Genomic DNA, 11521 nt, shown 5'->3' with positions numbered 1-11521 from the left:
AGCGTGCAGGCGGCGCGGCCGCAGCGTGCAGGCGGCGCGGTCGCGGCGGGCTGGCAAGACGGCGGCGCAGCGGTCGCGACGTGCTGGGCGGGGCGGACCGGGGTCGCTGACGCTCGGCCAGCCGGTCCCGCAGGTCTGGCGGCGCGGTCCCGCAGGTCTGGCGGATCAGTCCGGCCGGGAGACCAGGTCCGCCGTGACGATCCGGTTCTCGTCGTAGCCCTCGGTGCCGCCGACGTAGTCGCCGCCGCAGGTGACCAGGACCAGCCGGTGCGGGCCGGTCTGGGCGAACCAGCCGGGGGCCTGCGCGGGCAGTTGTTCTTTCGGGATCGTGGTCGCGCCGGTGACGCGGTAGAGCCAGCGGCCGCCGGACGCGTCGACGATGCTGACGTTGTCGCCGGTGCGGACGCGCCACAGGTCGTCGAAGGGACCCTTCGTGCCTGCCCAGTTGACGTGCCCGGACAGCACCGCCGCGCCCTGCTGCGCGCCGAGGCGGGCGCCCCACCACGCGGCGTCGCCGAGGCCGCGCGGGATCGGCAGGATGCCTTTCTGGGTGATCTCGGTGCGCTTCAGCCGGGCCTCGGAGCCGTCGGGCAACCGGATGCTGCCGGGGCGTTGCAGGCCGATCGCCTGGCCGTCCGCGGGCAGTTCGGCGGGCGCGCCGTCCTCGCCCGGCAGCGAGCCGGGCGGCGGGTCGGCGACGGCGACCGGGCTCGGCGCGGGCACCCAGGTCAGGACGATCACGCCGGCCGCGATCGCCAGGACGGCGATCACCGCCGACGCGACCGTGAGCACGGTGCGCGGCACGGCCCTATTCGCCGCGGGAGCGGACGACCCGCGCCGCGCGGCGCCGGCCGAGCACGATCGCGGCGGCTCCGAAGAGCAGCCCGCCGCCGAGCAGGCCGAAGCCGAGCGGCAGGCGCAGGTCGTCGGACGGCGCGGCGGCCTGCGGGCCGAGGTAGCCGGCCGGGACCTCGGTGGGCACGGTCGGCTGCTGCACGGTGCCGCCGCTGCCCGAGCCGTTGCCGGCCGCGGGGACGAAGTTCTTCGGGATCGAGCAGCTGACGCCGCCGAGCACCATGGTGGTCTGCACGTCGCTGAGCTTGGTGTTCTTGGCGTCGCGCGCGTGCGTGGTGATCTCGACGCGCCAGCCGGCCTGCGCGGTGACGTCGCCGGAGCGCCAGCCGTCCTGCTTGATCAGCTGGTCGAACGCGGAAACGCGGGACACGACGAGGTCGGAGGTGGTCTTGCCGGGGTCGCTCTGTGCCACGGAGGTGGGCGAGCCCATCTTGAGGCCGGTGACGCTGAGTGTCCCGGTGGCGGGCATCGCGACCTGCTTCAGCACGTCGTCCTCGCCGCGCACCCAGACGCGGGCGGCCGTCGTGGTGCCAGTGACCTTGCCAGGGCCGGAGCAGTCGACCGAACTGCGCGCGCCCTCGAGGACCAGCATCGTGTTGCCGACCGCCTTGAGCTGCTTGCGGCCGTTGTCGCGCAGCGCGTAGTTGGTCTCCGCGACGGCGGTGGGCACGTGCGTGGTCTGCAGCGCGGCGACGACCTGGTGGTCGCGGCTCGCGATGCCCTGCGGGTACGGGCTGACCGAGCTGTCCGCGTACTTGCCGAGGTCGATCTCGTAGTTCGGGCCGAAGGTATTGCGCTCGCCGTCGTTCTTCGGCACCGCCACGCGGTCCGTGCCGAGCTGCGACTGGCCCGGGGTGAGCGGGGACCGCTGGGTCTCGGTGATCAGCGCGCCGCCGTGCTGCGGGTCGCCGCCCAGGCGCACGGACGCCACGTTGGCGAACGACACCGGACCGGTCTTCTCGTCGACGGCCTGCCCGGCCTGGGTCTGCGCCGCGGCGGCCGAGGCCAGCGCCGGCAGTGCCACCAGGGCCGCCACCGCGGCCTTCGTCACGAAACGAGTCATGTCTCCCCACTGCCCTCCGGCAACCCCGAGCGATGCGCCACTGTACGAGACGCGACGAATCGCCCCCGAGACAACCTTGCACCGTTCGTCACGACTTGCGAAGCCGACAAGCCACATCTTCACGAACTCACCCGATCGGGTCAATCCGGAACGCCGGTCCCCCGGGCCCCGGCGATCACCGCGCCCGGGGAAGGGAACACTACGATGGCGGCGAAGGTTATCGGCAATGACATCCGGCTTCGGAAACGCCGTCCCCTGGTCGGCGCCCGGCCCTGGGACGCGGCGAGACGGAGCGGACGCGGGACGCGAGTGGAGGCAGCGATGACGTCGGCACCTTCGAGCGCCCTGTCCGACGGTATGGGGGCCGGGTCTCCGGGTTCGGCGGGTTCGGTTGCCGCGGGCTCGGCTGCCGCAGGCGCGACTGCGGCGACCTCGGCCGCGAACCACTCCGGCCCGGCAGAAGCGACTGCTGCAGACTCAGCCGCCCCAGCGTCGGCATCGACCGGCGGCGGTGAGGCCTCAGCAGCCCACGCAGCCGCGGACGAGACGACCGCCGCAGCTCCGCACTCCGCCACGACCGAGGCATTCGCAGAACACCACAGCCCGGCTGTGGGCGACTCCGACACCCCGGGACCGACGACGACCAGGAACGCCGAGGCCTCAGTGAAGAACGTTGCCGCAGACCACATCGAGGCAGACAGTTCTGCCGCTCCAGCTCCGAGCGCAACCGAGAACCCCGCGACTTCTGCGGACGAGGCCGCCGCCGACGGTCAGGCAGAACTGTCCGCGGACCCGCCGCATCCCGTCGACGCAGGCGGCTCGGTGGGGCGGCCCGCCAGTTCCGAGCCTGCGGTCATGCCTCCCGGCGTGCTCGCCGACGCCGGCGAACTGCTCCGGGCGCTCGCCGCTCCGGTGCGGATCGCTATCGTGCTGCAGTTGCGGGAGGCGGACCGGTGCGTGCACGAACTCGTGGACGAACTCGACGTCGCCCAGCCGTTGATCAGCCAGCACCTCCGCGTTCTCAAGACCGCGGGCGTGGTCCAGGGCGAGCGGCGCGGCCGCGAGGTCGTCTACCGGCTGGTGGACGACCACTTGGCGCACATCGTCGTCGACGCGGTCGCCCACGTGCAGGAAGGGAAGTGACGATGTCCTCGGCCCCCAAACCGGTCCCGGTGCCCGGCCGGCGCTCCACGAAGCAGCGTGCGGCGGTGGTCGACCTGCTGAGCACCGTCGACGACTTCCGCTCGGCCCAGGAGCTCCACGACGAACTCCGCAAGCGCGGCGACGGCATCGGCCTGACCACCGTCTACCGGACGCTGCAGTCGCTCTCCGAGGCGGGCGAGATCGACGTGCTGCGCACCGACTCCGGCGAGGCCATCTACCGCCGGTGCTCGTCGCACCACCACCATCACCTGGTGTGCCGCGTGTGCGGGCGCACGGTGGAGGTCGAGGGTCCCGCGGTGGAGCGCTGGGCGGAGAAGATCGCCGCGGACCACGGGTTCACCGACATCAGCCACACCGTGGAGATCACCGGTACCTGCGCCGAGCACGCGAGCTGACCTTCGTCCGCGTCGCGGCCCTCGTCGGCACCGCGGGCGTCCTCCGCGTCGTGACCCACGCTCGCGTCGCGGCCCTCGTCGGGCGTCACAGCCCTCGTCTGCAGCGTGGCCCACGCTCGCGTCTCTGCCCTTACCGGCGTCGGGGCTCGTCCGCGTGGTGACCGCGCTCGCGTGGTGACCGCGCTCGCGTCGTGGCCTGCGTCGGCGTCGCGGCTCTCGTCCGCACGTGACCCACGCTCGGCGCCGTAGCTCTCGTCGGCCAGGCCCGTCGGACAGGTGAGCCGACCGGTGTCCGGCGGCGGAAGCGCTCCGGGCTGGGCGAAGACGCGGGCGTCGAGGTCCGAGCAGCTTCCGGCAAGCGGAGCCGCTGCGAGGGCCGTCGGGCCGCGGGGTTTCGCAACTCTGAGGAACTCGGGCCGACTACGGCCGGGGTCCGTTCGGGGGCTGCTCAAGCGGCGGGCTTGAAACAGGGCACGAAGCAGGACGCTCCGGGGATCAGCCGATGAAACTCAGGTGCACCGGGCGGGTCGAGGCGGCGGTCCGCGTTCCGAGGCGGGTGCGGCGGGCGTGTCGGCGGCGTTGGCCCTCTCAGTATTCATACGGATCCTTCGGCGCGGTGATCCGTTCGACTGTCACCGGGACCAGGTCCGGCGTGTAGCCGTTGGCCTGGGTCGCGGTGCCCGGGACGATCTGGCCCGCGACGCGCAGCCAGGTGTCGCTCGGGAAACGGTCGGCGCCGCCGCCTTTGAGGTGCACGGTGACGGGGGCCGCGTCGGCTGCGCAGCAGCTGATTACCAAGCGGGCCAACAGGGTTTGGCCTCCGGTGTGCACGACGAAGCCGGAGATCTCGACGGTGCGTCCGTTCATGGTGCCGTTGGCGTCCCAGCCCGCGCGCGTGACGACCTCGTTCATCGCCATCGGCACCACTGCTCCGGCGGGGAGCGGCGGGAACGCGGCTGCCGAGGTGGTCGCGGCGCTGGCGGGAAGGCGTGCTTCGGTGCGGGTGACCGAATCCGCGCCGAGTGCGGGCGGGGCGACCAGGAACACCGCCAGTACCGGGGCGACGAGCAACCAGGCTGAGCGCGCGGGGTGATGGTGGTGGCCGTGCGCGTCTGGATGTTCCGTGCCTGCTTCGGATTCGTTCGCTGCTTTCGCCGCGGCGCGTGCGGCTGCGATGTCGCGGATGATGGCTGTCGCGCCCAGCACGAGCATCACTGCGCCGCCCGCGATGATCCAGGGTTGCTGGGCTGGTTTTACGTAGCGCAGGTAGTCGCCGTTGAGCGCGATTTTCACCAGGGCGCCGCCCAGGAGGATCAGCAGGACGTTTTGGGTTTCGCGCCTCATTGGACGCCTCCGAGGAAGATCACGCCCGCGACGGTCCCGCACGCGATCGCCACCACGAAGGTGACCGGGGCGAACCGCGCGGCGAAGGAACGGCCGAAAGTGCCGGTCTGCAAAGCGAAAAGCTTGACGTCGATGGCCGGGCCGACCACCAGGAACACCAGCTTCGGAAGCAACGGCACGGCGGTGAGCGAGGCGGCGACGAATGCGTCGGCCTCGCTGCACAATGCCAGGACCACAGCCAGAACCGCCATCACCACGACGCCGACGATGATCTGCCCGGACAGCACTTCAAACCACTTCGCGGGCACGAGAACGTTGAGCGAAGCGGAAATCAGCGCGCCGAGGACGAGAAATCCGCCTGCTTCCACGAGATCGGTGCGGGCGGTTTCGGCGAATACGCGCCATCGCTGTCCCGATTCGACATCGGGCAAGCGGCGCAGCGCCCGTTCGGTGATCCAGGAGAGCTTGCCCCAGCGGGCCCAGATCCAGCCCATCACCATCGCGGTGGCGAGCGAGCCGGCGAACCGCGCGAACACCATTTCCGGACGGCCGGGGAACGCGACCGCGGTGGCCACCAGCACGACGGGGTTCACCGCGGGCGCGGCGAGCAGGAAGGTGAGCGCGGCGGCGGGTGCGACGCCTTGGCCGATCAACCGGCGCGCGACGGGAACCGACGCGCATTCGCATCCGGGCAAGGCGACTCCGGCCAGCCCGGCGACGCCGACCGCGGCCGACGCTTTCTTCGGCAGCACCCGTTCCAGCGCGCGGGCGGGCACGAAGGCGGCGATCGCGCCGCTGATCAGCACGCCGAGCACGAGGAACGGCAGCGCCTGCACGCACACCGCGACGAACACGGTGGATCCGGTGCGCAGGGCGGGCACGTCGAAGAGGTCTTGGAGCTTGCTTTGCGCCAGGACCGCGACCAGCAGGACGGCGCACAGGATCTCGATGGAGCTGATCCGGAAGCGCCGTGTGCGGGGGCGTTCCTCGGCGGCGTTGTTGGAAAGGGTTTCCACGAAGGCGATGATGCCAGCCGGGTCCGACAGAACCCCAGCCGCCGGTGGTGCGAGGGGACCCCTCGCGCCGGTTTTGCGTGAATGTCACCCGATTGGGAGGGAGGAAGGGGCGGAAACGGGCGGGCGATGCGAGAGAGAGCGGGGTCGGGGCGGGGAGGCTTGGACGGAAGGGCTTGGCAGCGAAGCGGCGCATCGGGCGGGCGGTGCGAGAGAGAGCGGGGGCGGGGCGGGTGGCTTGGACGGAAGGGCTTGGCAGCAAAGCGGCGCATCGGGCGGGTGGCGGGGCTCCGCACGCAGCCCAAGCCGGGACAAGTAGCGGAGTGGCCTGGGCAGGAAAGCTTGGCAGCGAAGCCGCACACCGGACAGGCGACAGAGGTGCAGTCAAGCGCGCGACCCCATGGCGGAACTGCGTGAACCGAAGTGCTTGTCGGTGAACGGCCACACCGAGCAAGGGGCAAGGCTCCGCACCCAGCGCACAGACCACGCCAAAGACGAGTAGCGCAGCAGCCAGGACGGACGAGCGTGGCGGCGAAGCGGCACACTGCGCAAACGGCATTGCTCGCACGCAGCGCAATCCAAGCCGGGACGAGTGGCGCAGCAGCCTGCACAGAAGAGCAGCGAAGCCGCACACCGAACAGACAGCAGAACTCCAGCCCAGCGCGCGACCCTAGCCCAGACGGATAGCGGAGTGGCCGCGAACGCGGAAGCCAAGCAGGGCACCTGCCAGCGGCGGACTGGTCAAGGCGCGAGGTTGGGCCCGGCTAGGGAGATCCGTGATGCAGCAGAAACACGTGCGGGCGAGGCACCAGCACCGTCCGTCCGGGCCAGGCAGGGCACGAAACATGGTCTCGCCAAGGAAATTTCGCCAAGAGCCCAGGCACCAGCGACACACACGGAGCGCGAAGCCAATCAGGCAGCCAACCCGCCACCAGGCCGCTCAGACCGCTCAGACCGAGGCCACAGCAGCAGCGAAGCAAAAACCGCATGCCCAGCCGAAACCTGACTCAGGCCTCCACCCCAGGCAACTCCGTCCGCAGCTGCGAAGCAGTCGAAACCACCAGCATCAGCAGCGTCCCCAGCGGCGAAGGATCCATCCCCTCCGCCGGGAAGGCGTACCGCAGGGTCACGTCCACCCCGCGCTCCGTGTGGCCGACGCCCAAGGTCCCGAACAGCCCCTGTCCGGCCCGTTCGGCGACCGCGACCGCCAGGGCTGGGTCGTCGGGCAGGTCCCAGGCCACTACGCAGGTCAGGCTGAGCACGGTGAGGCCGTCGGCGAGGCGGGTGGCCTGGATGACGCACGGGACGTCCGCGTGGGAGAACGTGATCGCGCCGTCGTCGTCGACGTGGACCTCCAGGTAGCGTTCCAGTGCTTCGCGCGCCCGGGTGAGCAGTGCGCCGGTCTCGGCGGCTTCCGCGGTGCTCATTTCGTGCTCCCTGCCTGGTCCACCGCGCCGCCGAACCGGCGGTCGCGTTTCGCGAAGTCGAGGCACGCCTGCCACAGGTGGGTCCGGTCGAAGTCCGGGAACAGCGTGTCCTGGTAGACCATCTCCGCGTACGCCGACTGCCACAGCAGGAAGTTCGACGTCCGCTGCTCCCCGGACGGCCGGAGGAACAGGTCCACATCCGGCATTTCCGGCTGGTACAGGTACTTCCCGATGGTGCGCTCGTCGATCTTGTCCGGGTTGATCTTCCCCGCCGCGACGTCCTGGCCGATCCGGCGCATCGCGTCGCCCAGTTCGGCCCGGCCGCCGTAGTTGACGCACATGGTCATGTTGAGCTTGGTGTTGTTCTTGGTCTTCTCTTCGGCGACCTGCAGTTCCTTGATCACGCTCGCCCACAGCTTCGGGCGCCGCCCGGCCCAGCGGATGCGCACGCCGATCGAGCCGAGGTAGTCGACCTGGCGGCGGATGGTGTCGCGGTTGAAGCCCATCAGGAACCGGACTTCCTCGGGGCTGCGCTTCCAGTTCTCCGTCGAGAAGGCGTACACCGAAAGCCACTTCACGCCGAGTTCGACCGCGCCGCTCGCGACGTCGATCATCACGGCCTCGCCGCGTTTGTGGCCCTCGATCCGCGGCAGGCCGCGCTGGTTGGCCCAGCGGCCGTTGCCGTCCATGACGAGCGCGACGTGCTTCGGCACCAGGTCCGCCGGGATCTCCGGCGGCTTCGCGCCCGAGGGATGCGGATCCGGAGCCCGCAGCTCGTACCCCGCCGAGCGGGTCTCCCGTCCCCTGCGCAGCACTCCCGGCCTCCTGAAGAATGGATTTCCTACCCGGCCGACCCTACTGGGCCCGGCCCGGCGGCCTCCCGGGCACGCCGCTCCACGAGCGGGAGCGACCGCAGCTGCCGTTCCAGATGCCACTGCAGATGCGCCGCGACCAGGCCGGACGCGTCCCGGCGGGTGATCCCCGGCGACGATTCCGCGACCGCCCACTCCCCCTGCAGCAGCGCGTCCAGCAGGGTCAGCACCTCGGGCGCGGGATGCACCGAACCGGCGATCCGGCAGTCCGGGCACATCGAGCCGCCCGCGGCGACGTTGAACGCGGCGTGCGGGCCGGGCAGGCCGCAGCGGGCGCATTCGGTGATGGCCGGGGCCCAGCCCGCGTAGGCCATGGCGCGGAGGAAGAACGCGTCGAGCACCAGCGACGCGTCCCGCTGCCCGCCGGCCAGCGCCCGCAACGCGCCCACGACCAGCAGGTACAGCTTCATGACCGGTTCGCCCTCTTCGGCCGAGAGCCGGTCCGCGGTTTCCGCGATCGCCGACGCCGCGGTGTAGCGCTGGTAGTCGGCCACCAGCGGCAGCGCGAACGCGTCGACGGTCTCGACCTGGGTGATGACGTCGAGCGACCGGCCGGGATAGAACTGCACGTCCACGTGCCCGAACGGCTCCAGCCGCGCCCCGAACCGCGACGACGTGCGCCGCACGCCCTTCGCGACGGCCCGGACCTTGCCGTGCCGCCTCGTGAGCAGGGTGACGATCCGGTCGGCCTCGCCCAGCTTGTGCGTGCGCAGCACCACCCCGGTGTCGCGGTAGAGGTTCACCACCCCGACATCGTCCCACTTCGGGGGCGACGCCGGGGCGGGACACCCTGGTTCAGCAGTAGCTGCCGGTGCAGTAGTAGCTGTGCACCTCGGACGCGGCCACGAGACCCACGATGATCATGATGATCGCGACGACCCAGGCGAGCGCACCGATGATGGTGGCGATGAGGCACAGGGTCTTCGTCGTCTGCGACGCCTGCTGGGCCATCGCGTAGTTGCCCTGCATCTTGTACGACTGGACTTCGTTCGACTTCATGATCGCGAAGATCGCGAGGATCCACATCAGGAAGATGCAGCCGATCGCCCAGCCCTTGTAGTCCTTGATGGCGCTCATGTCGCCGCCGGGCGCGCCGCCGAAAGCGGGCTGGCCGTACGGCGCGGGCTGGCCGTAGGGCTGCTGCGGGTACGGCTGCGCCGGCGTCGCACCGGACTGCGGGTACGGCTGCTGCTGGCCGTAGGGCTGCTGCGGCTGGCCGCCGTAGGGCTGCTGGGGCTGGCCGTAGGGATTGGTCATCTGGGTTCCCCCGAGTTCCTCGTACTTACCGTGATCCGGTGCGGATCAGGACTGGGCCGGACCGGGCTTCGGCGATTCCGGCTTGATCATCTGCGTCGCCTCCGGCTCGCCTGCCGGATGCACGACCTGGGTGCGTTCGGCGGCGTCGAACGCTTCGGACGGTGGTTGCTGGGGCGCGGGCGGGCGCACGACCTGGGTCGGCTCGGGCTGGTCGAACGGCGTGGGGCCCGGCTGCGGCGCTCCCGCGGACGGCTGCCCGAATCCCGGCTGCGGCTGGCCCGGCTGCCCGAACGCGGGCTGCGGCTGGCCGAATCCTTGCTGCGGCGGGGTTCCCGGGACCGGCGGCTGGCCGAATCCCGGCTGCGGAGCCCCGAATCCGGGCGGTGCGGCGGGAAAACCGGCGTTCGGCGACGGCTGCGCGGGGAAGCCGCCCGAGGCGGGCTGCCCGAAACCAGGCTGCGGCGCGGTGCCAGGGAAACCTCCCGGCTGACCGGGAAAACCGCCGGGCTGGCCGAACCCGCCGGGCTGACCCGGCTGACCGAACCCGCCCGGCTGGCCGGAAAACCCGCCCGGCTGCCCGAAACCGCCCTGCCCGAAACCAGCCGCGCCCGAAGGCTCTGAACCGGCGGGCAGCACCACCGTGCTGAGGATCTTGTCCGAGAACGTCTGCGCCTTGTCGTCCCACAGCGGCCACAGGTAGCCGAGCGCGAACGCCATGCTGTCCAGCGCGTGTGCGAGGTCGCGGACGAACGCCATCCCGGCCCCGATCGGTTCGCCGGTGGCCTCGCCGACGAGTTTGATCCCGACGATCCGCTTTCCCAGCGACTGGCCGGTGTTGCCGCCGTTGATCCAGCGGTTGAAGACCGTCCAGGCGAGACTGCCGAGAATCGCGAGGAGGTAGACGATCGTGCCCCCGACGCCGGAGAACAGCGACACGAGGAGGGCGATCAGCACCCCGCCGAGAAGCGGGGCGAAGTCGATGAGATAGGCGCCGGCGCGCTGGCCCCAGTCCGCGTAGACCCGGCCGTACGGCTGGCCGAAGCCGGCGGGTGGCGGGTAGCCCGGCGCCTGCTGTCCCGGCGGCGCGCCGAACGGCGGTCCGCCTTGAGGCGGGCCGCCGGGCTGGCCGTAGGGATAGGTCATCGAGTGTCCCCCTCGTTGCTGCAAGCTGGGCCTGGCCGCGTCCGCTGTGGACACGTCAGTGCGCGGGAGCGTACCTCGTCTGGCGAGGCCGGGCCGAGCAGGTGTCCGCATCGGGTGACGCGGGGGACGGCACCGCCGCCGAAGTCGTTCCAGGCACAGCGAAAACGGGGCTAACTCAGACGTACAGGCCGGTGAACGGCGAGAACGGAACGTTGCGCGCCACGAACCACAGGACGAACACGACCGCGACGACGTGCGGCGTCCAGCGCCAGTGCAGCCAGGACCGCATCGTCCGGCCGCGCAGCCGTCCCATCGTCCAGGCGAGACCGCTCCACGCGAAGAGCGCGCCGAACACCAGCGCTACCGCGTTGTAGTGCAGTGCCGCGGAAAAATCGCCGTGCAGCACGCTGTAGGCCATCCGGAGCCCGCCGCAGCCGGGGCAGTCGATCCCGAAAAGCAGCTTGGTCGGGCACACCGGGAGCGGGCCGCCGGGCGTGGTCGGATCGCCGAACCACACCGCGACGCAGGCGAGGCCGATCCCGCCCGCCGCGGCCGCCGGACCCGCCAGAGCCCTTGCCACCGCACGGGTTCCGCGCGCCGGCTGTCCGGTGTAGACGGTGCTCAATGCCACCAGAGCACGTTCCCGGCGACCGCCAGCACGATGATCGCGACGAGCACGTACAGCCCGATCAGGATGGCGATGCTGAGCGCCGACCACATCGCCCACTTGCGCGCCTCGTCCGCCGCGCGGTGCGCTTCGGCCGCGTATCCCTGGTACCACAAGGTGTTCACCTGGCTGGCCTTGACGATCGCGACGATCCCCAGCGGGAGACAGCAGAACACCGTCGCCAGGATCGCCCACACCAGGTTGCTGTCCGGCGGCGGCGGATACTGCGGCGGGTAACCGTACGACGGCGGGTACGGGCCCTGCGGCGGATACGGGCCGGTCATGCGGTCCCCCTGGACAAATCGGATGCGGTTCGGCCCG

13 protein-coding genes are annotated in these 11521 nt (G+C 71.2%); 2 read left to right on the top strand and 11 right to left on the bottom strand.

Annotated features, from left to right (window positions below):
• Nucleotides 1-165 precede the first annotated feature (165 nt).
• Both EIZ44_RS32990 and EIZ44_RS32985 read right to left on the bottom strand, forming a co-directional pair.
• Complete coding sequence (locus EIZ44_RS32990; protein ID WP_043837428.1) at nucleotides 166-804, bottom strand: class F sortase; 639 nt, start codon at nucleotides 802-804, stop codon at nucleotides 166-168.
• Nucleotides 805-808: 4 nt separating this feature from the next.
• Nucleotides 809-1918 (bottom strand): hypothetical protein, encoded by a 1110-nt coding sequence (locus EIZ44_RS32985; RefSeq protein ID WP_134733045.1) that lies wholly within the window; start codon nucleotides 1916-1918, stop codon nucleotides 809-811.
• A gap of 822 nt (nucleotides 1919-2740) precedes the next feature.
• Between EIZ44_RS32985 and EIZ44_RS32980 the strand changes: the two genes are divergently transcribed.
• On the top strand, nucleotides 2741-3061 hold the full coding sequence (locus EIZ44_RS32980; RefSeq protein WP_205673384.1) for an ArsR/SmtB family transcription factor: 321 nt from the start codon (nucleotides 2741-2743) through the stop codon (nucleotides 3059-3061).
• Between the two features lie 2 nt (nucleotides 3062-3063).
• Nucleotides 3064-3477: a Fur family transcriptional regulator gene (locus tag EIZ44_RS32975; protein WP_162473063.1), complete on the top strand. Its 414-nt coding sequence runs from the start codon at nucleotides 3064-3066 to the stop codon at nucleotides 3475-3477.
• Nucleotides 3478-4065: 588 nt separating this feature from the next.
• Here the strand turns inward: EIZ44_RS32975 and EIZ44_RS32970 are convergent.
• From EIZ44_RS32970 to EIZ44_RS32930, 9 genes are all read right to left on the bottom strand, one after another.
• Entirely contained in the window at nucleotides 4066-4821 is a 756-nt protein-coding gene (locus EIZ44_RS32970; RefSeq protein ID WP_134733043.1) for a TIGR03943 family putative permease subunit, read from the bottom strand.
• Nucleotides 4818-5837, bottom strand: a complete 1020-nt coding sequence (locus tag EIZ44_RS32965; RefSeq protein WP_167754346.1) for a permease — start codon at nucleotides 5835-5837, stop codon at nucleotides 4818-4820. Before EIZ44_RS32965 ends, EIZ44_RS32970 begins: the two co-directional genes overlap by 4 nt.
• 1004 nt (nucleotides 5838-6841) lie before the next feature.
• Nucleotides 6842-7261 (bottom strand): YbjN domain-containing protein, encoded by a 420-nt coding sequence (locus tag EIZ44_RS32960; protein WP_037813576.1) that lies wholly within the window; start codon nucleotides 7259-7261, stop codon nucleotides 6842-6844.
• On the bottom strand, nucleotides 7258-8076 hold the full coding sequence (locus EIZ44_RS32955; protein WP_037813582.1) for an isoprenyl transferase: 819 nt from the start codon (nucleotides 8074-8076) through the stop codon (nucleotides 7258-7260). Before EIZ44_RS32955 ends, EIZ44_RS32960 begins: the two co-directional genes overlap by 4 nt.
• Nucleotides 8077-8102: 26 nt before the next feature.
• The gene (gene recO, locus EIZ44_RS32950; protein WP_037813585.1) at nucleotides 8103-8879 is read right to left on the bottom strand and encodes a DNA repair protein RecO; all 777 of its coding nucleotides are present in this window, start codon (nucleotides 8877-8879) and stop codon (nucleotides 8103-8105) included.
• A 49-nt stretch (nucleotides 8880-8928) separates the two neighbouring features.
• Nucleotides 8929-9390 (bottom strand): CD225/dispanin family protein, encoded by a 462-nt coding sequence (locus tag EIZ44_RS32945; protein ID WP_134733039.1) that lies wholly within the window; start codon nucleotides 9388-9390, stop codon nucleotides 8929-8931.
• A gap of 45 nt (nucleotides 9391-9435) precedes the next feature.
• Nucleotides 9436-10533, bottom strand: a complete 1098-nt coding sequence (locus EIZ44_RS32940; RefSeq protein ID WP_134733037.1) for an RDD family protein — start codon at nucleotides 10531-10533, stop codon at nucleotides 9436-9438.
• A 175-nt stretch (nucleotides 10534-10708) separates the two neighbouring features.
• On the bottom strand, nucleotides 10709-11164 hold the full coding sequence (locus EIZ44_RS32935; protein ID WP_167754345.1) for a DUF2752 domain-containing protein: 456 nt from the start codon (nucleotides 11162-11164) through the stop codon (nucleotides 10709-10711).
• The gene (locus EIZ44_RS32930; protein WP_043837415.1) at nucleotides 11155-11484 is read right to left on the bottom strand and encodes a CD225/dispanin family protein; all 330 of its coding nucleotides are present in this window, start codon (nucleotides 11482-11484) and stop codon (nucleotides 11155-11157) included. Before EIZ44_RS32930 ends, EIZ44_RS32935 begins: the two co-directional genes overlap by 10 nt.
• Nucleotides 11485-11521 lie beyond the last annotated feature (37 nt).

This window comes from Amycolatopsis nivea (assembly GCF_004522235.1).
GTDB lineage: Bacteria > Actinomycetota > Actinomycetes > Mycobacteriales > Pseudonocardiaceae > Amycolatopsis > Amycolatopsis nivea.
The sequence above is the reverse complement of the archived record's forward strand: the minus strand, read 5'-3'. Positions and strand labels throughout refer to the sequence as shown.